At 55.4% G+C, this 21,435-nt stretch carries 21 protein-coding genes; 10 read left to right on the forward strand and 11 right to left on the reverse strand.

Translation table 11 applies throughout. The features are described from left to right. Positions 1-88: 88 nt before the first annotated feature. Entirely contained in the window at positions 89-547 is a 459-nt protein-coding gene (locus tag PQR63_RS09615) for a SixA phosphatase family protein (RefSeq protein WP_408167633.1), read from the reverse strand. Positions 548-611: 64 nt separating this feature from the next. Then, the gene (gene ppk1, locus PQR63_RS09620; RefSeq protein WP_408167634.1) at positions 612-2,723 is read right to left on the reverse strand and encodes a polyphosphate kinase 1; all 2,112 of its coding nucleotides are present in this window, start codon (positions 2,721-2,723) and stop codon (positions 612-614) included. Positions 2,724-3,109: 386 nt separating this feature from the next. Here ppk1 and pstS point away from each other — a divergent pair, with 386 nt between their 5' ends. The 7 genes from pstS to phoR all read left to right on the forward strand — a co-directional run bounded on the left by pstS (position 3,110) and on the right by phoR (position 10,156). Next, positions 3,110-4,159: a phosphate ABC transporter substrate-binding protein PstS gene (gene pstS, locus PQR63_RS09625; RefSeq protein WP_408167635.1), complete on the forward strand. Its 1,050-nt coding sequence runs from the start codon at positions 3,110-3,112 to the stop codon at positions 4,157-4,159. A 121-nt stretch (positions 4,160-4,280) separates the two neighbouring features. Beyond that, positions 4,281-5,315, forward strand: a complete 1,035-nt coding sequence (gene pstC, locus PQR63_RS09630) for a phosphate ABC transporter permease subunit PstC (protein ID WP_408167636.1) — start codon at positions 4,281-4,283, stop codon at positions 5,313-5,315. Between the two features lie 89 nt (positions 5,316-5,404). Further along, positions 5,405-6,250, forward strand: a complete 846-nt coding sequence (pstA, locus tag PQR63_RS09635; RefSeq protein ID WP_408167787.1) for a phosphate ABC transporter permease PstA — start codon at positions 5,405-5,407, stop codon at positions 6,248-6,250. A 52-nt stretch (positions 6,251-6,302) separates the two neighbouring features. Continuing rightward, positions 6,303-7,088, forward strand: a complete 786-nt coding sequence (gene pstB, locus PQR63_RS09640; protein ID WP_408167637.1) for a phosphate ABC transporter ATP-binding protein PstB — start codon at positions 6,303-6,305, stop codon at positions 7,086-7,088. Positions 7,089-7,267: 179 nt separating this feature from the next. Further along, entirely contained in the window at positions 7,268-7,978 is a 711-nt protein-coding gene (phoU, locus tag PQR63_RS09645) for a phosphate signaling complex protein PhoU (protein ID WP_408167638.1), read from the forward strand. 42 nt (positions 7,979-8,020) lie between these two features. After that, positions 8,021-8,698, forward strand: a complete 678-nt coding sequence (locus PQR63_RS09650) for a response regulator (RefSeq protein ID WP_408167639.1) — start codon at positions 8,021-8,023, stop codon at positions 8,696-8,698. A 138-nt stretch (positions 8,699-8,836) separates the two neighbouring features. Continuing rightward, entirely contained in the window at positions 8,837-10,156 is a 1,320-nt protein-coding gene (gene phoR, locus PQR63_RS09655; RefSeq protein WP_408167640.1) for a phosphate regulon sensor histidine kinase PhoR, read from the forward strand. A gap of 113 nt (positions 10,157-10,269) precedes the next feature. On the opposite strand, the gene PQR63_RS09660 is transcribed toward phoR, so the two are convergent. Beyond that, complete coding sequence (locus PQR63_RS09660; protein ID WP_408167641.1) at positions 10,270-10,527, reverse strand: hypothetical protein; 258 nt, start codon at positions 10,525-10,527, stop codon at positions 10,270-10,272. A gap of 233 nt (positions 10,528-10,760) precedes the next feature. Between PQR63_RS09660 and PQR63_RS09665 the strand changes: the two genes are divergently transcribed. Then, on the forward strand, positions 10,761-11,213 hold the full coding sequence (locus PQR63_RS09665) for a VOC family protein (protein ID WP_408167642.1): 453 nt from the start codon (positions 10,761-10,763) through the stop codon (positions 11,211-11,213). Between the two features lie 442 nt (positions 11,214-11,655). Here PQR63_RS09665 and PQR63_RS09670 read toward each other — a convergent pair whose 3' ends face one another. The 3 genes from PQR63_RS09670 to PQR63_RS09680 form a co-directional block, all read right to left on the reverse strand. Further along, positions 11,656-12,057 carry a hypothetical protein gene (locus PQR63_RS09670; RefSeq protein WP_408167643.1) on the reverse strand — a complete coding sequence of 134 codons (402 nt, stop codon included), beginning with the start codon at positions 12,055-12,057 and terminating at the stop codon, positions 11,656-11,658. Next, on the reverse strand, positions 12,044-12,499 hold the full coding sequence (locus tag PQR63_RS09675; protein WP_408167644.1) for a hypothetical protein: 456 nt from the start codon (positions 12,497-12,499) through the stop codon (positions 12,044-12,046). Before PQR63_RS09675 ends, PQR63_RS09670 begins: the two co-directional genes overlap by 14 nt. 74 nt (positions 12,500-12,573) lie before the next feature. Further along, positions 12,574-14,733: a TonB-dependent siderophore receptor gene (locus PQR63_RS09680; protein WP_408167646.1), complete on the reverse strand. Its 2,160-nt coding sequence runs from the start codon at positions 14,731-14,733 to the stop codon at positions 12,574-12,576. 347 nt (positions 14,734-15,080) lie between these two features. Between PQR63_RS09680 and PQR63_RS09685 the strand changes: the two genes are divergently transcribed. Beyond that, a complete protein-coding gene (locus tag PQR63_RS09685) occupies positions 15,081-15,311 on the forward strand; it encodes a hypothetical protein (protein ID WP_408167647.1) in 231 nt (76 codons plus the stop codon). A 690-nt stretch (positions 15,312-16,001) separates the two neighbouring features. Here the strand turns inward: PQR63_RS09685 and PQR63_RS09690 are convergent. The 4 genes from PQR63_RS09690 to PQR63_RS09705 form a co-directional block, all read right to left on the reverse strand. Beyond that, on the reverse strand, positions 16,002-16,856 hold the full coding sequence (locus tag PQR63_RS09690) for an AraC family transcriptional regulator (RefSeq protein ID WP_408167648.1): 855 nt from the start codon (positions 16,854-16,856) through the stop codon (positions 16,002-16,004). 210 nt (positions 16,857-17,066) lie between these two features. After that, the gene (locus PQR63_RS09695) at positions 17,067-17,480 is read right to left on the reverse strand and encodes a hypothetical protein (RefSeq protein ID WP_408167649.1); all 414 of its coding nucleotides are present in this window, start codon (positions 17,478-17,480) and stop codon (positions 17,067-17,069) included. A 104-nt stretch (positions 17,481-17,584) separates the two neighbouring features. Then, on the reverse strand, positions 17,585-17,824 hold the full coding sequence (locus tag PQR63_RS09700; protein ID WP_408167650.1) for a hypothetical protein: 240 nt from the start codon (positions 17,822-17,824) through the stop codon (positions 17,585-17,587). 158 nt (positions 17,825-17,982) lie between these two features. After that, entirely contained in the window at positions 17,983-18,879 is an 897-nt protein-coding gene (locus tag PQR63_RS09705; protein WP_408167651.1) for a LysR family transcriptional regulator, read from the reverse strand. Positions 18,880-19,064: 185 nt separating this feature from the next. Here PQR63_RS09705 and PQR63_RS09710 point away from each other — a divergent pair, with 185 nt between their 5' ends. Then, positions 19,065-20,018 carry an aromatic alcohol reductase gene (locus PQR63_RS09710; protein WP_408167788.1) on the forward strand — a complete coding sequence of 318 codons (954 nt, stop codon included), beginning with the start codon at positions 19,065-19,067 and terminating at the stop codon, positions 20,016-20,018. 258 nt (positions 20,019-20,276) lie between these two features. Here the strand turns inward: PQR63_RS09710 and PQR63_RS09715 are convergent, their stop codons facing one another. Further along, positions 20,277-21,278, reverse strand: a complete 1,002-nt coding sequence (locus tag PQR63_RS09715; protein WP_408167652.1) for an alpha/beta hydrolase — start codon at positions 21,276-21,278, stop codon at positions 20,277-20,279. Positions 21,279-21,435: the final 157 nt, after the last annotated feature.

Raw genomic sequence — 21,435 nt, forward strand, 5'->3', positions numbered from 1 at the left:
GACATAGAACTAAAAAACGACGCCGGGTTGCTGAGGACATCAGCAACCCGGCGTCGTTTATTGATTCGTCTAGTTTCCTTGCGTACGCTTATTTGACGATCAGATCCGGTGCCATGACTGCGCGCAGATAATTGGTGGTGATATCGCCGCGTTCTCGTTGCGCAATCCACCAGACATTGGCTTTACGGATCGACCATTCCTGCGGTATGCCACCGATCAGCTGTGCGGCCACCAGGCCCAGTGTCGGCTGATGGCCGATGATCAGCACCGGTTCCCGGCTGTCGGGCCAGTTGGCGGCGGCGAGCAAGTCTTCCGGGCTTTTGTCCGGCGCCAGGTCTGCATGGATCTTGAATTTGCGGCCCAGTGCTTCAGCCGTTTGCAGCGTGCGTGTGGCCGGGCTGACCAGAATGCGACAGCTGTCCGGTAGATTGCGGTCGAGCCAGTCGGCCATTTTCCACGCCTGCTTGTGTCCCTTGCCGGTCAGGGCACGGCCCTCATCTGGTTCGCCTAACTCCGCTTCTGCATGACGCCATAAAATCAGTTCCATGGGAGCTCGCCTCTGGTTGATTGGTAGATGTTCAATGCGGGTCGTCCACGCTGTCACTCTTTGGTTACTCTTCGACGAGCGGCGTGGAAATGCCGAGCGTATTCATCAGATAGGCCTGTGCGCTGAATGCCGCCTGGCGCGTACGTGCCTTTTTGAGTGCGTAGACACCGTCGCAGTTCAAGTGCCACGCATTGGTGTTGTCCTTCAGGTAAGGATCGAGCCCTTCGCTGATGATGCGCTTCTTCAGCGTTTTGTCCAGAATCGGGAAGGCCACTTCGATACGGCGGAACAGATTGCGGTTCATCCAGTCAGCGCTCGACAAGTACACGTCATGCGCGAGGTCGTTGCGGAAATAATAAATGCGCGAGTGTTCCAGATAACGGCCTATTACCGAGCGTACGCGGATATTTTCCGACAGGCCCGCGACACCGGGGCGCAGGGCGCAAGCGCCGCGCACAATCAGGTCGATCTTCACGCCATCGGCCGATGCGGCATATAACGCGCGGATGACCGATTCGTCCAGCAGTGCGTTCATCTTGGCGATGATGCGGGCAGGGCGGCCTTCGCGGGCGATCAGCGCTTCGTTGCGGATGGCGCGGATAATTTCTTTTTGCAGCGAGAACGGCGCCAGCCAAAGATGATTCAATGTACGCGGCTTGGTCAGTGTCGTCAGGTGAATGAAGACTTCGTTGACTTCGGCGGTCAGTTCGCGATGCGATGTCAGCAGACCGAAGTCGGTATAGAACTTGGTCGTGGTCGGGTGATAGTTGCCGGTGCCGAGGTGGGCATAGAAGTGCAGGGCATCATCTTCACGGCGGATCACCAACGCGATCTTGGCATGGGTCTTCAAGCCGACTACGCCATACACAACTTGTGCACCGGCCTGTTCCAGTTTCACGGCCCAGTTGATATTTGCTTCTTCATCGAAGCGCGCCATCAATTCCACGATAACGGTGACTTCCTTGCCGCGCTGGGCGGCATGGATCAATGCCTCCATCAGATCGGAGTTCATACCGGTGCGGTAAATCGTTTGCTTGATCGCCACCACATTCGGATCGTGTGCCGCCGTGCGGATGAAATCCACCACCGGCTGGAACGACTGGAAAGGGTGATGCAACAAGACGTCGCGCTTTTTCAGCACGGCGAAGATGTTTTCGTTTTGCAGATGCGGCGGCAACGTTGGCGAAAACGGTGGGAAGCGCAGCGCCGGCACGGACGCCAGGTCGACCAGCTCCGACAGGCGCACCAGATTCACCGGCCCCTTGACGGCATACAGGCGATTGCGCTCGATCGAGAATTGATTCAGCAGAAACTGCGCCAGATGTTCCGGGCAGTTGCTGGCGACTTCCAGCCGTACACCAACGCCGAACTGGCGGCTTTGCAATTCGGTCTGCAATGCCTGACGCAGGTTTTTTACTTCTTCTTCATCCACCCACAGATCGCTGTTGCGCGTGACGCGGAACTGCGAATAAGCCGTGATCTCGCGGCCTGTAAATAATTCGGCAATATGCGCGTGAATCACCGACGACAGCAGGCAGAACGACATGCCTTTCTTGTCCGACAGTCCGTCAGGCAGACGGATCACGCGCGGCAGCACGCGTGGTGCTTTGACGATGGCGATCGCCGTGCCCCGGCCGAAGGCATCCTTGCCCGACAACTCGATGATGAAATTCAAACTCTTGTTCAACACCTGCGGGAAGGGGTGAGCCGGATCGAGGCCGATCGGCGTCAGCAGCGGTCGCACATTCTGTTCGAAGTACTGCTTGACCCAGGCGCGCTGCGCGTCATTGCGGTCTTCGTGACGCAGCAAGTGGATGCCCTTGTTGGCCAGTTGCGGGAGGATGTCCTTGTTCAGCAATTCATACTGGCGCGCAACGATCTGGTGGCATTCGATGCTGGTGCGTTCCAGCGCGGCGCTCAGCTCCGGCGGATCGATATGTTCGCCTTCGATACGGTTGGCCAGCAGGCTGGCGATGCGCACTTCAAAGAATTCGTCGAGGTTGCTGCTGCAGATGCACAAATAGCGCAAACGCTCCAGCAGCGGGATCTGTTTGTTTTCCGCCTGAGCCAGAACACGGCGGTTGAACGCCAATTGTGACAGTTCGCGATTGAGATAAATGGCGGTCGGATTGATTTCCGTGTGGGAGCTATCTTCCTGCTTTTCTTTTCTGGTCATGCGTTATTCCTGTATCCCTGGCAATTTTTTCGCAGTGTAGGGCGGCTGTATGACAAGTTAATGACAAGCCCGGAAGAGTCTTGTCACAAATATCTGCGCCTTGATGAGACTGCATTTCCATGCGGAAATTATTCTTTTGACTTCGATTCTACTCTGCGCGCTCACCCTCTGCGACCTGTTGCCAAAAAGAAAACGAATTCTTTTCGAATCCTTTTCCTTCATGACAAGATCGGGTCATAAACTCGTCACATTTGCTGGTTAAAGTTCACCCCGTCCCTGGAACTCATTCCATAAAGACGTCGCTTGAACGGGCACGCAATCGCTGAGACGACGATTTATGAAATGGGTTCTTCGACAAACTATCTCGTCAAACAAAGGAGCAAGACATGGGGTTTAATCACATTCTTAAATCTGTTGCGGTAGCAGTGTGCGGCACGGTCGCGTTTTCTGCAGCAGCACATGCAGCAGAAATCACCGGCGCAGGCGCATCGTTTCCGTACCCGATTTACGCCAAATGGGCAGAATCGTACAAGGCTGCTACTGGTAACAGCCTGAACTACCAATCCATCGGTTCCGGTGGCGGCATCAAGCAAATCAAGGCAAAGACTGTTGACTTCGGCGCATCCGATGCTCCTCTGTCGCAAGCCGAACTCGAAGCTGACGGTCTGACACAATTCCCGGCAGTGGTCGGCGGTGTTGTGCCGGTCATCAACCTGGAAGGTACTACTCCAGGCCAGGTCAAGCTGTCCGGTCAAGTACTGGGCGACATCTACGCGGGCAAGATCACCAAGTGGAATGCTCCTGAAATCGCTGCTCTGAACGCAGGCGTCAAGCTGCCGGCAGAAGACATCACTGTGGTCTACCGTTCCGACGGTTCGGGCACATCGTTCGTGTTCACCAGCTACCTGTCGAAGGCTAACGCTGACTTCAAGTCGAAGATCGGCGCAGGCACTGCAGTCAAGTGGCCAGTCGGCGTGGGCGGCAAGGGTAACGAAGGTGTCGCAGCCAACGTTCAAAAGGTCAAGGGCGCAATCGGCTACGTCGAATACGCTTACGTGAAGAAGAACAAGCTGAACTACACCCAGCTGAAGAACAAGGACGGCACTTTCGTGTCGCCTGACGACGCGACATTCAAGGCAGCTACTGCTGCTGCTGACTGGGCCAAGACTCCAGGTTTCGCAGTTGACTTCACTGATGCAGCCGGCAAGAACAGCTGGCCTATCAGCAGCGCAACCTTCATCCTGCTGCACAAAGCACAAGTTGCTGACGGCGCCAAGGGTAAGGAAGTCCTGAAGTTCTTCGACTGGGCCTACAAGAACGGCGGCGCTGCAGCTGCTGATCTGGACTACGTGCCACTGCCAGCATCGGTCACCAAGCTGGTTGAAGATTCCTGGAAAGCCAATGTCAAGGACAGCTCCGGCAAGGCAATCTGGTAATCAGTATTCAGTACTGCCCCGGGTACGCCCAAGCGGCGTACCAAATGTGCACTAACTGAAACAAGGCAGGGCTGCAGCAGATCATGAGGTCTCTGCAGCCCGCTACTAAATGGTGAAAACAATGAGCTCAAACATCTCTGCCACGACCATGTCGAACACCGATCTAGGTAAGCCTCCCGTAGATACGTCTGCGCAGCAAGCTCATGAAGAGCTGTTGGCAACGATGCGCAAGCAACGCATTCAAGATTTCCTTTTTCATAAAGTCACGCTGATCTTCGCATTGTCGGTATTGCTGATGCTCGGCGGGATTATTGTTTCCCTCTTCATCGGCGCCTGGCCGGCCTTCCATGAATTTGGCCCCGGCTTCATCACGCGCGTGGAGTGGGATCCGGTCAATGACCAATACGGCGCAGCGATTGCCATCGTCGGCACGCTGACCACTTCGCTGATTGCGCTGCTGATCGCTTTTCCGGTCAGCTTCGGTATCGCACTGTTCCTGACTGAAATCTGCCCGAGCCGTCTGCGTCGTCCGCTCGGTACGGCAGTCGAGCTGCTGGCCGGCGTGCCAAGCATCATTTACGGCATGTGGGGTTTGTTTGTATTCGCACCGCTGTTTGCAGAATACGGCCAGCCTTTCCTGAAAGCCACCATTGGTCAACTGCCGGTGATCGGCGCCTTGTTCCAGGGGCCGACCATGGGTATCGGCATCATGACTGCCGGCCTGATCCTGTCGGTCATGATCATCCCGTTCATCGCCTCCGTGATGCGCGACGTGTTTGAAGTCGTGCCGGCTGTGTTGAAAGAATCCGCTTACGGCCTCGGCTGTACCCGTTGGGAAGTGGTGCGCAAGGTGGTGCTGCCTTACACCAAGACCGGTGTGGTTGGCGGCGTCATGCTCGGCCTCGGCCGCGCACTGGGTGAAACAATGGCGGTCACTTTCGTGATCGGTAACTCGCACCGTTTGTCGTGGTCGCTGTTCGCCGCAGGCAACAGTATCGCCTCCACACTCGCCAATGAAATCGCCGAAGCATCGTCGACACTGCACGTGTCGTCGCTCTTCGCCCTCGGTCTGATCCTGTTCGTGATCACCTTCATCGTGTTGTCGGTGGCGAAGATCATGTTGATGGGTATGACACGCAAGGAAGGTGCAAAATAATGAATCAACCTGCAAATCAAACGACCGCTCCGGCGCAAGCAACACAAGCAACACAAGCAGCTCACGCCAAGCCTGAACTGAATTCGCCAATGAACCCGGTGTATCGCCGCCGTCTGCTGCAACATCGCATCGGCATGCTGTTCTCTTTTCTGGCGATGGCAGCCGGCCTGATCGTTCTGGCCTGGATTCTGCTGACGCTGGTGATCAAGGGTTTCAGCGCGATCAACATCGGCATGCTCACGCAAAACACCCCATCGCCGGGTGGCGACGGCGGTGGTCTGCTCAACCCGATCATCGGCAGCCTGATGATGGTCGGCCTCGGTACGCTGATCAGCACGCCGATCGGTATCCTGGCCGGCATCTACCTGGCGGAATACGGCGAAGAGAGCAAGCTGGCGCAGACCACACGTTTTGTCACCGACATCATGCTGTCGGCGCCATCGATCGTCATCGGTCTGTTCGTCTACGCGATCTACGTCGCCAACGTCGGCCACTTCTCAGGCTGGGCAGGTACATTTGCCATCTCGCTGATTGCGATTCCGGTGGTAGTACGTACGACCGACAACATGTTGAAGCTGGTGCCAAGCAGTCTGCGTGAAGCCGCATTCTCGCTCGGCGCACCGCGCTGGAAAGTTGCGATGATGATCCGTCTACGCGCTGTCAAAGCGGGCGTCGTGACCGGCGTGCTGCTGGCGGTGGCGCGTATTTCCGGTGAGACTGCGCCGCTGCTGTTCACTGCGCTCAACAACCAGTTCTTCAGCACCAACATGAATCAACCGATCGCCAACCTGCCGGTGGTGATCAACCAGTTCGCCATGAGTCCTTACGACAACTGGGTCGCACTTGCATGGGGTGGCGCCTTGCTGATCACGTTCAGTGTCCTCGCCCTGAACATCCTGTCCCGAACCATGTTTAGCCAACGCGTTCCCGGCTAAAGAAACAAGCGATCCCAGCGAATCCAGATAAGTGAATCGACAAGAGAACACTATGACTACTCAGACATCCGCAACTGCAGACAAGAAATCGACCATTGAAATTTCTCAGCTGAATTTCTACTACGGTGGTTTTCAGGGCCTGAAGAACATCAACATGAACATCTTCGAAGGCAAGGTTACCGCCTTCATCGGCCCATCGGGCTGCGGCAAATCGACACTGCTGCGCACCTTCAACCGCATGTATGACCTGTACCCAGGTCAACGCGCTGAAGGCAAGATCATGTACGCCGGCAAGAACATCCTTGAACCGGGCCAGGACTTGAACATGCTGCGCGCCAAGGTCGGCATGGTGTTCCAGAAGCCGACACCGTTCCCGATGTCGGTCTACGACAACATCGCTTTCGGTATCCGTCTGTACGAAAACCTGCCTAAAGGCGAAATGGACGAGCGCGTCGAATGGGCTTTGAACAAAGCTGCATTGTGGGGCGAAGTCAAAGACAAGCTGAACAAGAGCGGCCTGTCCCTGTCGGGCGGTCAGCAACAACGTCTGTGCATCGCCCGCGGCGTCGCGGTCAAGCCTGAAGTGCTGCTGCTGGACGAGCCGACATCGGCGCTGGATCCGATCTCGACCGCCAAGGTGGAAGAACTGATCGGCGAACTGAAGAACGACTACACCATCGCCATCGTCACGCACAACATGCAACAAGCGGCGCGTTGCTCGGATTACACCGCCTACATGTACCTGGGCGAATTGATGGAGTTTGGCGAGACCGACCAGATTTTCATGAATCCGGCACGCAAAGAGACCCAAGACTACATCACCGGTCGTTTTGGTTAATTGAATCATTGTCTCGGCTACTGCGCGACGCGATTTTGCGGCTGCGCTTCTCGACACAAACTCACGCCGCTCGCTACGCCGATACAACGATTCAAGGGCAGTCGAATAAGTTCTTCTGCCTCACCTCTTGAGGCCGGTTGGTTGTTAATAAATATTTATACATTTTCTAAGGACGTGACATGACAGGCGATCACTCTTCCAAGCAATACGATGCTGATCTGGAAACTATCCGTTCCAACGTGCTGGCCATGGGCGGCATGGTGGAGCGTCAGTTCCAGGATGCCATTGCCGCTTTCCGCACCGGTAATCTGGAGCTGGCAGCGCGCGTGATGAAGGACGACGAGGCTGTCAATCGCCTGGAAGTCGAACTCGACGACGCTTGCAGCCACCTGATCGTACGTCGCCAACCGACCGCCAACGATCTGCGTACCGTGATGGCGACCATCAAGATCATTACCGATCTGGAACGCGTCGGCGACGAAGCGACCAAGATCGCACGCAACGCGATTCACCTGCACAAGCGCGGCATCGGCCCGATCAATCATTACGAAACCGTGCGCGTCATCGCCGAAGAAGCTTCTGAAATGCTGCGCAGCGCGCTGGATTCTTTCGCACGTCTCGACACCGAACAAGCGACTGCATTGATCGCACAGGACGCCAGCATCGATCACGGCTTCCGTTCGATCACACGCAGCCTGGCGACGTTCATGATGGAAGATCCGCGCACGATCTCGGCGTCGATCGACACGCTGTGGGTGGCCAAGGCGATTGAGCGTATCGGCGACCACGCCAAGAACATCGGCGAATACGTGATCTACGTCGTCGGCGGCAAGGATATCCGTCACACCGATTTCGGTGCGGCGAAGATCCTCGAAACTGAAGAAGACTGAGTATCTGGCGTTATCCTTGATCAATACTGACAGCGCAACTCCATGACTACCATCCTGATCGTTGAAGACGAACCGTCGATTGCCGAGCTGATTGCCTTCACGCTCAAAGAAGCAGGCTGGTCCAGCTTCGTGGTATCGAACACGGCAGCAGCGTGGGAGTTCGTCCAGCGCCGCGCACCGCAACTGGTGCTGCTGGACTGGATGCTGCCGGATCGCAGCGGCCTGCACCTGCTGTCGCGCATTCGTGGCGACCGTCAGTTGCAGCAGCTGTCGGTGATCATGCTGACCGCCAAGAGCATGGAAGAAGACAAGATCGCCGGCCTCGACAATGGTGCTGACGACTACATCACCAAGCCATTTTCACCACGCGAACTGACGGCGCGCATCAAGGCGCTGCTGCGCCGCAAGAGCCCCGAGTTTGCCCAGGAAGAAATGATTGTCGGTCCAGTCACGCTGGATCCGGCCAGTTGCTCGGTGGCCCTGAACGGCGACAAGATCGACATCGGCCACGCCGAATACAAGTTGTTGAAGTTCTTCATGGCGCATCCCGACCGGGTATTCTCGCGCAGCCAGCTGCTCGACCGCGTCTGGGGCGACCACGTCGTTATTGAAGAGCGAACCGTCGACGTGCATGTGCTACGCCTGCGGAAGGCTTTGCGCGAAGCCGAGCAGTTGATCAAGACCGTGCGCAGCGTCGGCTATATGTTGTCTGCAAAATAACAAAAAAGACACACGCTGGCACTTGCCGGCAGGCGCGACCCCTCTGGAGACATTGGGAACCCCGAAAGACCTCTATACTGGATACTCATTCGTCATCGCGATAATCGAGTTAATCCAGTTCTGAATAATGAGTTTTACATGAGTCCACAGCTGCTGTTTTGGGTTCCGGCTGCCTTGCGCTTTTTGATTTGCCTGGCCGGCGTCGGTATTGTCTGGTTTTTCTTCGGCGCCACCGCCGGGTTGATCCTCGCCCTCATCGGTATGGGTGCGCTGGCGTTTACGCAACTGCACTATCTGTTCCGTCTCGGCAGTTGGCTCGACAATCCGCATCAATCCAAACTGCCGGACGGCTGGGGCGCCTGGACGGATATCTTCGCCCGCCTGTACCGCATGCGCCGCGACGACGAAAAAAATCAGATTGAACTGGCCGAATGGCTGGCGCGCTTCCGTCAGGCGATGAGCCTGTTGCCGGATGGCGTGGTCATCATGGACGATGTGCTGTTTCTTGAATGGTGCAACCCGGCGGCGCAAAGACATCTGGGTTTGCAGCTCGAACGCGACAAAGGCATGCGTGTGACCAACCTGATTCGCAATCCTGCCTTCATCGATTACATTATCCTCGGCCGCTATGAGCAGCCGCTGATTCTGAGCGTGCAGGAGCGCAAGCTGATCGTGCAGATCATTCCTTTCGAAAACCGCCGCCAGATTCTCGTCACGCACGACGCGACCGAGTCGGAGCGCATCGACATGATGCGCCGCGACTTCATCGCCAATGCCTCGCATGAGCTGCGCACACCGCTGACGGTCATCAACGGTTTCCTCGAGATTGCTCTGGCTCAACCCAACCTCGATACGGCAGTCCGTACGTCGCACCTCAAGCTCATGACCGAGCAAGGCCAGCGCATGCAAAACCTGATCGGCGACATGCTGACGCTGACGCGGCTGGAGTCGGTCGACTATCCTTTGCGTTCCGAGCGCGTGCATGTGCGTCCGCTACTGGAAGGTATCCTCGAAGAAGCCAAGGCGCTTTCAGCGGGCAAGCACACGATCACGCTGGAAGCGGACGGCCCCGATCTGCAAGGCAATGTCGATGAACTGCGCAGCGCCTTCAGCAACTTGGTCTCCAACGCCGTGCGCTATACGCCGCAAGACGGCGCCATCAAACTGTACTGGGAACGCAAGCAGGGCGGCGGCGCGCAATTTGTCGTCAAGGACAACGGCATCGGCATCAGCCAGGAACACATATCACGTCTGACGGAACGTTTCTACCGCGTCGACAAGAGCCGCTCGCGCGAAACCCAAGGCACCGGCCTCGGCCTCGCCATCGTCCGCCACGTCCTCCTGCGCCATCGCGCCACGCTGGGAGTCGAATCGATACCAGACAAAGGAAGTACCTTCACGGTCTGCTTCCCGGCGAATTTGCTGATTGAAGAGTTTGTGCCCGTGGAGAGCGCCTGACTTGTAATCAGGGGGTGGCGGGTTCAAGTCCTGCAGCCAGCACCCGTATTTAAAAAAATAGCCCAAATTAATTGGGCTATTTTTGCCGATTGCGGACGTCGTTAGTCAACTATTCATAACGGTTCAATATCCGCAGGGAATTGGCTGGCTTTCTCCCACTCCACATCACTCAGGTCTTCGCGAATGTCACGGCGATGCCATGCTCTATTGAGATGCGCAAATACATGTCCAAGATCAATCCGCAGATTAGCGTTGTCATACTCTGAATCCTGGTGCATATTCTCGATCAAAGTAGAGAGATGTTCTTTTGCATCTTCCAATTCAGATATCAGCAAAGCCCATCCGACAGGTGCGTTTTCTTTTGTAATCATGACTTCGTCTTCTTTTTTTTCAATGTCTGTTTCTGGCCGATAGCTTCACTGTGATGGGCGAACTCGGTCGACGGCATTCAGGATAGCAGCTTGCTCTGCTGCAAAAATCACAGATTGTCACTCCCGACTGAAGCCGCCCATAACGGTCATCTGTTAAAGTGATGGGGGAGGTCCAGACCGGATTCTTACCTCTCGCATAAATCTGCGGCCTCGATTGTTAACAGGATGCACCTATGAACGACCAAACCTCTACCGTATTGCGCACCGAGCACACTGGGCTGACTGTCGCGTCGATCGATGGCGTACTTGATTTCTGGACTGAGGTCCTCGGCTTTCAACTCGTGTACCGCAAAGAGCTTGGCGGTGGGCACGCGATGGAACAAGTGGTCGGGGTGTCGGGGGCTTATTTAAGAAACGCTCTCCTAGAGGGGCCCGATGGATATAGAGTTGAGCTGGTTGAGTACGATTCGCCGGAAGACCGCGTGGTTTTGAAACAACGTCCATGCGACGTCGGTTCGGCTCATTTGACGTTTGCCGTGACCGATCTGCGCGCAATGCTAAATCGCATGGCCCCTTATGGATGGACGGCAACCGGCGAACCGCAAACTGCGCCTAGCGGAACAATCATGGTCTACACCCGAGGACCTGACGGCCACACTATAGAACTTATGCAACATCCGGAGTAACTGCTTGTCAGTGAATATTTTATCTTGGTTGCTATCTGGTAGACGTAAGACGGAGAACAACTTCGGCATCAGCTGGGCGGTGCATCATTGGTGTGAGGTTTTAATGGGTGATTACTTGAGCGACCGGTTTTGGCGATTGCGGCCATTCTCATAAGCTATCTTCGCAACATTTTGCGTTTCTGAACAAGCTCCACGCGGCGTCGCGCAATCTGGGTGTTGATTTGCCCGCAGAATTGACTGCCTCAGCACTGAGCCATATAGAAAGGCTTTGATGAAGGGCTTCTAGAATAAGTCAAAGTCGGCCGCGTTTGATCTTTCGGCGGACCTAATACGCGCCCGAAGGTAGTGGAGCTGTGAGACCCTGACCAACAGGTCAGGAGGAGCGCTCTGAGGCTCGCTGGAACGTCCGGTGCCATGGATGATCAGACACCAGAGTGAGTCATCAGTAGGATGACTTTCCATTCTTCAGGAGTAGTTCTCTTGCCATCTCCATGGCCTGCTCACGTGCGGCAGCAAGAAGTAGAGGGTAGCCCCAGAATTTGGCAAAAACGACCGCAAAGGCCTTGAATCCAAGACGTTTTGCCGAGTTGGGTTCGACAAGGATCATTGCCACAACCAACTTTCGCAATTCAGCCTTGTGTTTTTTCATCCAGAGCGCGGTGCGCTTCTTTTCTTCCGGAGAGTGCTCATGGTCTTCGGCAGGTGCTGTATCGGTCAAGAGTACGAAGGGCTCTCCGCGCTGCAAATTGGCCTCCAATTCGGCGAAGTCCTTCTCATGATCATGGCCGGGTTCTTGCGTAAGACTCATCCAGACAAAAGGGAAGTTAGAACTATTCATCGACATGGTCGTTTCCTTTACTTTTGATGTGACGCCAGGTGACCGCAATAGCGAACACACCAGGCAACGAAATGAAAAACACTGCCGAGAAGGTAACGTGCCAGCCGTCGCGTAACCCGTCGGAGATTCCGCCTAAGGTATTGAGGACGACAAGCAGGCTGCCGAGGACTAGGACAACCCGTTGAGCCGTACGGGTACCGATCAGCGCGAGGAGCACCGTGACGATCCAAGAGCCGTAGAATGCGGAAAACATCCACAGTACGTCGGGCTCAAACGTAATTGCCGGTGTCGCTCCCTGCGCTCTCACAAAGTCGTTGACGTAGAAGAACAATTGGAAAGTCACAAAGAGCACGGCTCCAACGGCCGTCGTCAGCCAGTACAAGGTGACCTTGTTTCCGTTGTTCGTGGCCAGGTCGTGCGCGGGGCTTAGGGGAGTATTAGGGGGCATAGGCGCTTTCTCGATAATAAATGGTTGTATGTCTGGGGATTTCCAAAGGGTGAAGCTTTTTGCCTGCGGGCCAATCAATACCGATAGTTCAGCGTCACCATCAGGCTGCGTGGTGCGCCATAGGTCACGGTATCGAAGTCGCCCTTCTGTAGCGCGTACTTTTTGTCGAACAGGTTGTTGAGGTTGACGTCCACACTGGTCTTGTTCGTGATGGCGTAACGTCCCATCAGGGATACCAGCGCATAGGAAGCTTGTTCCCCGCCTAACGTGCTGGTGCCAGTGCTGGGTGCCTCGTAGATGCGGCTTTGCCATTTGACGCCGCCGCCGAGTGTCAACTTGCTCCACTCTCCGGGCAACTGGTAGGTGCTGAAAAACTGGGCTGTGGTGCGCGGTATTTGCGAATTCAAACGGACGCCATTGCCGTCTTGCGCCGTAAAGTGGGCGATGCCCGCGTAGATATTCCAGCCGCGCGTCAGCTCACCCTGCAAGTCCAGCTCGATGCCACGCGACTTCGTGCCATTCACGCTCTGATAGGCTTGGGCACCGCCCGGCGTGAAGGTGCCGGCTACTATCTGTGCCGCGTTGTCCAGCTCGGTCTCAAACACCGCCAGCGAGGCATTCAGACGCCCCTCCATGTAAGCACCCTTGAGGCCGACTTCCTTGGTTTTTCCCTTGGACGGCGTGAGCACATTGCCCTTGCTGTCCCGATAGTCGGTTTGCGGATTGAAGATACCCGTGTAGCTGAGGTAGGCCGAATAGATCTTGTTGATGTCGTAGATCACGCCGGCATAGGGCGTGAATTCATTGCTCTTTTTGTAGTGCAGCGATGTGCCACCGGCGTTGTCGTCGACTTCGTAGTTGCTGAAGCGACCGCCAACAATAAGCTTCAGAGGTTCGGCCAGGGAAAACCGGGCTGTGCTGTAGACACCGCTTTGCTTGATCCGCGTGTCGCTCAATGTCGCACTCCTGGCATCGAAGTCAGGGCGAGGATAGGGCTGGCTCAGGTCATAGACATTGACCGGCGTAAAGGAGGAATAGAACGGCGCAATATCCCTCTGGCTGGCTGTGCGGCGTGAAGTCGTCGCCCCCACCACCAACTCATGCTGGCGACCCAGCAGTTCGAAGGGCCCGCTCGCCATCACGTCGAAGGTATTTTGACGACTGCGACCTGCGGAGGCCAGTGCGACTGGATAAGCCCCATTGGGGAAAGTACCCAGTCCGGTGGCGCGATCTGGGCGTCCGACTAGGCCGAGCAGTTCAGCATCATAGTCAGTGCGGTACTGGTTAGCGATGGCCCGGAGTTTCCAGCCGTTGTCGAAACGGTGCTCGATCCCGGCAAACGCCGTCTTAAGGGTGTTGTCCCAATGGCTCCAATCCTGTGCGTAGCTGCTGGAACGTGAATACTGCGCCTGCGTGCGGTCGCTGAACCATAGTGGCAAACCTCCCCAGGTGGCGCCCTTGGGCGTGATGTCCTGGTAGTCATAGCCCAGGCTTACCGTGGTGCTGGGCGTCAGGTCTGCCTCGATGATGCCGTAGACCCCCTTTCTCTCAGGCCTGTATCCGTCGATATAGGAGTGCCCCTCCTGGTAGGTTCCGACCAGGCGCGCTCGGATCCTGCCGTCCTCGGTCAACGGTGTCGATATGTCGGCCATACCTCGGTGGGTATCCCAGCTACCAGTACCGAGGGAGGCCGACGCCGAAAAATCGCGGGTCGGGAGTTTGCGCACCAGGTTGACGGCGGCCGAGGGGTTGCCGGTGCCGGTCAACAAGCCGGAGCCACCGCGTACTACCTCGACGCGGTCATAGAATGCGGTATCGATCGAGCCGATTCCGCTTCCATTGACGGTATTGCCGACGACGGTGGGTATCCCGTCGTATTGAACGTTGTTGATCAGGAAACCACGCGAATAGAAACTCGTCCGTTCGCTGTCGGACTGGTACGTCGCCACACCGGTGGTGTTCTCCAGCACGCCCTGCACCGAATTCAATTGCTGGTCATCCATACGCTGGCGCGTGATCACCGTCACCGACTGCGGAGTTTCCTGCAGCGACAGCGGCAGGCGCGTTGCCGCGGCCGTCTGATCCATGGTGTAGGAGCCCGTGCCTTCGGTGATCGCCTCATTCTTGCGGTCCGTGACGGTGACTGCCGGCAAGGCTATCTCCTCTTGCGACGTGCTTCCAGCCTTGTTCTGAATTTGAGTTGAATCAGCGGCGAATGTGCCCTGCGCGCTCATGAGAACTGCCGCAGCAACTGCCGAGCCCAGCACGGTGCGCGGCGTACTCCTGACCACGCATATGTCCGGCCTGTCTAGAAGAGGATAGGCGACGGACTTTGAGCGCATATCGATTGGCCAACGGGAACTCGACGCAGTTTTGAGAGTGGGCATAAATAATAATCATTTTTATTTGGATGCCGCATTTAACAATAGATATAAGAAGCCGCAATAGCGAAACCAAGCCAGATTGTTATTCGATTCGGCCAATCGCGATCATTCCCATGTGCCAGCCGTATTGAAAAATATTCTGACCTAATTTTGCAAGGTGTAAGTTTGTTGGCGTGGGTACGCTATGCCGAATTGTGGTGTGCCATACCTCAACCCAGCGCTACCGCGCCGAATCGATCAGTTACCTTGATGTGATCGTGGCGCTGGCCAGTGTGATCGACGCTGGTTCGCAAGTGGCCGCTCCCGACAAGCGGCTAGGTTCCGCACGGGTCAGCGTGTTCAAGGCGCTTGGTGGCGGATGGGAACAGGCCGCGGCGCATTGGCTTCTACGGACTTCAGTGAGTGGTCACCCCACTACCCCGCTGTGACCCAGACCAACCATGAGCAATGTCGATTCGCGTTGCGACGAACAAGCGAGTTCGGGCATAGCTAAAGAGGAATGATATGGAGCCATATGATGACTCGCGTCGGATCGTCGACCTGGTTGCGTCATTCGGCAGCAAGAAGCCGCCATCAGGCCAACACAAGAGAAAGAACACTGCGGCAGCCCGTGCCAAGACCGGATCGTCGACATCGTCTCAGGGACAACACCTAGAGGCGAACGGGCTGCGACCGACGATTGCTAGTGCCATTGTGTTGGGCGCCTAGAGAACGCAGACCCGAGCTGTCTGGATGCCAGCCAGATATATCGCATCCTCAGCATGCAATTCAACACAACAGCCTCGCACAGGACCTGTACCGAGCGCTGAACGATTTATGGACCGCTGGGTTGCTGGTTCGTCCGGCAGGCACACGCGGACGCGCCTTCTGTGTCAACCGGAGCGCCAGATGACCAGTACGACACACTGCGTTGTCATTGCGGCGCGACTTGTTTTCATTGAAGCCCTTGCGTTGCGTAAACACCTGCAATCGCTGGCATTCCAGGAGGGCTTCGCTCTCGAGGAAGAGGCGTTTTTCATCATCACCATACCGTGTTCGAAATGTCGGCAACTCCGCAAGAGAGGATAGCGGGCGGTGGAGGGCAGTCAGCGGTCCCGAGCCAGGACAGCCTTACCTAATCAGGATGAGATTTCATCGGGGAGCATGATTCCTGGCACGGGAGCAAGCTGCGCGCCGCCCGTGCGATCCGAGAGGTATCGTGCCGGAGACTTGCCCGCCGCCTTGCGGAACATGGTGATGAACCCACTGGCGTTTTCGTACCCCAGCTCCAATGCTACCGTTTGCACGCTTTCACCCTTGGTCAACCGTTGAAGCGCAAGGATCACATGCAGCTGCCGACGCCAGCGCCCGAAGCTCATTCCAATTTCGTGCAACAGAAGACGGCTCATGCTTCGCTCGCTCATGCCAATGCGAGTTGCCCAATCGGCCTTCGAAGTTTTGTCCGTGGGATCGGCCAGCATCATTTCCGCGAGGCGACGCAATCGGAGGTCGCGCGGCATGGGCAGATGTAGATCTTCCACCGGTGCGGCCACCAGCTCATCGAGCAATGCGGCAATCAACCGGTCTTCCCGTCCCCCCAGCGCGTATAGCTCAGGAAAACCGGCCACCTTCAATAGCAACTCACGTAGCAATGGCGATACCGAAATCGTGCAACAGGTTTTCGGAAGACCCTGGGCGGCGTCTGGCTCGACGAACAGGCAATAGCATTCCGTTTCACCAGCGCCCCGCGCCGCGTGCGGCAAGTCACCCGGTATCCATATGGCGCACTGCGGCGGCACAATCCAGACACCGTCTTCGATTTCGCAGTTAAGGATGCCGCGTACGGAGTAAATCAGCTGCGCCTTGCGATGCTGATGCCTCGCATTTTCCCAGCCCTTTGTTACCGATGTCGCACTCAAGGCCACTACGGGTCGCGAGACGCTGTCGACGTCCCTGGGCACAACAGTTAGATCGGTGATTGCAATGCTCGACATATTGTCTTATAGAGCCTCGGATGAAAGATGGAGTAGATTGGCCTAATTGGAAAATATTATGACCAACTTGCTCAATGACGTCCATCCTCACCAGCCATTCCGCTCTCCGCTGAAGGTGACAGTAAAAATTCTGCCTGCAAAATTTTCAAGCCTGACAGGAAGGTGTCCGCTTCTGGCCGATTGCGGACCTATCGTTTGTTGATAAGGCAATCATCTCCGAATCGCCCTTTTGGAGAAGGCACGGAAAATCAGATAGGCCAGAAAAACGAATAAAATTAAAAATACGCAGAACGGCCAGATGTCAAAAGTGCCGAGGACCAGGACGCCAGGCTCTCCAACTATCCGGTAATGCGCTCCATCTTGGGGTATAGGTATGGAGAAAATTCCGAGATATGAGTCTAATGTGAAATAGCAAGCATAACTTGCCACACCGGTGGAAAAAGAATAGGCCCAAGGACGAGAGAGATTGCGCCAAAAAAAAGCTGCCGCTACAGCCGTACAGCACAGAGGAAACACCATTATCAAAATGATTTCCAAGTCCATTTGGTCTAGCAGCACCAATATTGCAAGGCCAATGGTGAATATCGCTAGAGCAGGTCTGGACGCTAAGGATGGATTTTTCATGGAAGCATTTCAATGATGTACTGGTTGCCTACTAGGTCCGCTCTTGGCCGGTTGCTGCCTTCTGTTTTGTCCATCGCAGCCAATTAGATATTTCATTTCGATATTCAGGAAAATGAAATGATGTGAACTGTGTCGTGGGATTTAGCGAAGCCGCGCAATTGTTCTGATGCTGAAGGATGAATTTTGGAGTATTCCTCCTTCAGATATTCCTCCACTTCTTCAATGCTCCAAGGTCCGAGGGAGGCTTTGTAATCAGGATACTCATGCTGAATTTCGAGCCATGATTCGTACCGTTTTTTTGATAAAAGCATCGCAGATTCTGTATAGATTATATGAAGATTCATATGCGTCTTCTGTTAAGTATCTATGTCCGTTTTTGGCCGATTGCGAACCTCGGCGCTTCGTTAGTGGCGCAACCCGATCAAGAACAGCTCCGTATTCGCTAGGACACCGCTCCGACAATCTGGCTAGCCCATCCGACCTGACCGGCGACTTCCTCCCCTTAACCTACATTACTGAACAGCTTGGCTGTCCAATCGGCGAACGCTTGCATCGCCGGAGAGAGAAAGCGGTGATGAGGGTAAACAAGTGATACCGGCACAGGTGCCGGTCGCATGTCGGCAAGTACCTCGACTAATTCTCCGTTCCGCAAATGGTCCGCCACCAAAATCTCAGCCACCTGTAACAGGCCAAGTCCGTCGAGGCCCAGCTTGATGTACAACCCAGTCTCGTTAACTGCAATCGTGCCGGGAACCGGAACATTGACGCTGTCTCCCGCCTCCATGAAATGCAACTCGCCTCCCCGCCGCGTCGTGCTGGAAAAGTAGTGAACCGCCCGGTGACGTTGCAGATCCTTCAGATCCTCGGGAATACCCTTTTCGTCTAAGTAGGACGGTGATGCGCAGGTGATCCAGCGCAACTCGCCCAGGCGGCGTGCGACCAACGTCGAGTCATGGAGGTTGCCGGTACGAATAACGCAATCGACGCCGTCCTGGACCAAGTCCACCTGACGATCATTTACGCCGATCATTAGGTAGATATCGGGGTAACGTTGTTGGAATTTCTCCAACTGAGAAAGTATGACGACATGTGCAATGCCGCCAGGCATATCCACTCTCAGTCGCCCTTGCGGCCGCTCAGCAGACCCTTGCAGACTGGATTCCGTATCGTCAATCAGGTCAAGTATCTCGCGGCAGCGGTAAAAGTATCGCTCACCCTCTGGCGTCAAGCTGAGGTTTCTGGTGGAACGGTTGAGTAGGCGTGTTTGCAAATGTTTTTCTAGCCTCTTGATGATGCCGGTGACTGATGACGCCGGTAAGCCCAGGGTCTCTGCTGCGCGGACAAAACTCCTGCTCTCCACCACGCGAAGAAATACCTGCATTGCTTGTACGCGATCCATGCATTGCCCTGGTAGCGATAGATAAAACGGCACTATAACCCAAGATTGTTCGCGTTTTCTGCATGATGAAAACCTCCAGGGCTACTTTTCCCGCGTCATCAAAATAGCTACAGTTCAGGCACTCAAACTTACAGGAATAATCAACCATGTCTAATCAAAACCGCCAACTGCTTGTACCGCTAACGATGAACCAAGCAGATCCTAACGCCATGTCTCAAAACATTCTCGTGCTCGGTGCCGGTGAACTCGGCCTACCGGTGCTACGCAGTCTTGCGCACCGCGCGAAGGGCATCGACGGTGTGAAGATCAGTGTCCTGCTGCGCGCAAGTGCCGTTGAGTCCAGTGCACCAGGCAAGCAACGTGATATCGCGGAGATTCGATATCTTGGGATCGAGATTGTCGTAGGAGATCTTGTGAAGAGCTCCATTGATGAGCTCGCCGTAGTATTCGCACAATATGACACAGTACTCGGTTGCGCGGGTTATGCGGCGGGAATCGACACGCCAATGAAGTTAGCGCGCGCTGCCTTGCAGGCACGAATCCCAAGATATTTTCCATGGCAGTTCGGCGTGGATTTTGACGTGATCGGACGCGGCAGTCCGCAGGACATTTTCGACGCACAGTTAGACGTGCGAGAGCTTTTGCGTAGTCAGCATCAGACTGAGTGGGTGATTATTTCGACCGGCATGTTTATGAGCTACTTGTTTGAGCCCGAATTCGGCGTTGTTGATCTACAAAACCATGCAGTCCATGCACTGGGCAGCCTCGACACCGCTGTGACACTGACGACTCCCGATGATATCGGAGCGCTAACTGCCGAAGTCATGTTCGCAAAACCTCGAATCCAGAACGAGATTGTCTATCTAGCCGGCGATACCGTGACTTACGGAGAGGTCGCCGACAAGTTGGAAGTGTCCCTCGGTCGCCCCTTTACCCGTTCGGAATGGAGCGAGGAGTATTTGCTGGGCGAACTGGCCCGCGACCCGCACAATATGATGCGCAAGTACCGTGCGGCCTTTGCTCAAGGACGGGGTGTCGCTTGGGATAAGAGTGGCACGTTCAATAGTCAACGCGCCCTCACGGTTACCGACGTGGCGTCGTGGATCAATGTAAACCTGATTTCCGGCCGCAGCAAGTAATCGTCATCCAGAGGGCTAGACTCCTGGCCCTTCCTTTTCTTAGAGTTTTCCCAATGTCAGCAACTGGCCGATTGCAGAAGTCGGCAGCGCCCAAGCCGCAACTCTATCAAGAAATTCTGCTTTCTCACTCGGTCTCACTATTGCCCCAATTTTTGCTCCTCCATTTCCTACCGAATGCAGCGCAATGCAGCGTCCCGGGCTATATATTTTTACGGATTGGGGAGAAAAAAATGATTTGAGTATTGTTCTTATTGAAATCTAGCATAGGGGAGTCGAGAGGGGATCCTCGATGCACTGCCGTATCCATTGCCGGCTGTACGCAAGGGTCTGTTCGGCCATCCGCGTGGGGAAATGAATGAATCCATGGGGAGCATCCGGTACCAGATGCGTTTCTACGTTGGCGTGCTTGGCCCAATGCTTGGTAATTTCCAGCGTGTCGTCACGCAAGGGATCAAGCGAGCCGACAAACATGAGCGCAGGCGGGAGATCCTCGAAGTCGCCATACAGTGGCGACAGCGGCGCTTGTTGCCGCTCAGCGTCACTCAGATCCGGCGTGAGCATGCGGAATGCCGGCGCCATCCCCGGGCCGTCCAGTACCAATGTGTCTGGGCCAGCCTGGCGCACGCTGGGTGTGCCGAGAAGATCATAAACACCGTAGTACAGAACAGCGCCCCTCACGCGGCGAAGCAACTCAGGCCAGGCTTTTAATTGGAGCAGGGTAGCGGCTGCCAAATGCCCGCCAGCCGATTCGCCGACAAAGATGACCGGCAGACCCTTATACTCAGGAAGGCCGTCGCCGAGCAGCCAGCGTGCGGTGGTGAGGACATCCGTCATGATTCCTTGAATGGGCGTGTGTCCAAACAAGCGATAGTCGATGGATACCACCGCCACGCTGCAATGGACAGCCATGGCAGCGTTGGCTGCGTCATCCATCTGGGCGTTGCCGATTACCCATCCGCCGCCATGGACATCGAAGACGACGCCTTGAACCGGCCCTGACGGCCTGATGATCCGGACAGCTACCTGCATGCCGTCTGTTGCAATCCTTCTTTGTTCAACGCTAAGTCCTTGTCGTTCCAGTTTTTTCGTGCCGCCTATCTGGGAAAGACGCAACAGTGACTGAATCACCAAGGGCGTAAACCGATTGCGAATTTTGAACCGGGGCGCCCAGGCGAGCTTCCGATTAAAACGTCTTGCTTCTGCCAGTGTCGTTTCGTCAAATAAAATAGGTGTCATAGTAATAGAGGGAGTAGTTTTCACGGGTCTTGGTGCCGGCATTGGCAACAATCAATGTCTTAGCATGCCCCCTGTTCGAGCATGCTGTTATAGGACAAAGGACTATTCGATTGACTTGGATGCGGGTAAGTTTTCATTTGATCGTTAAAAATGGAAAGCCACAAAAATTGTTCGCGATTTG

The sequence above is a fragment of the Herbaspirillum rhizosphaerae genome, assembly GCF_046025915.1.
In the GTDB taxonomy this organism is placed as follows: domain Bacteria; phylum Pseudomonadota; class Gammaproteobacteria; order Burkholderiales; family Burkholderiaceae_D; genus Herbaspirillum; species Herbaspirillum rhizosphaerae_A.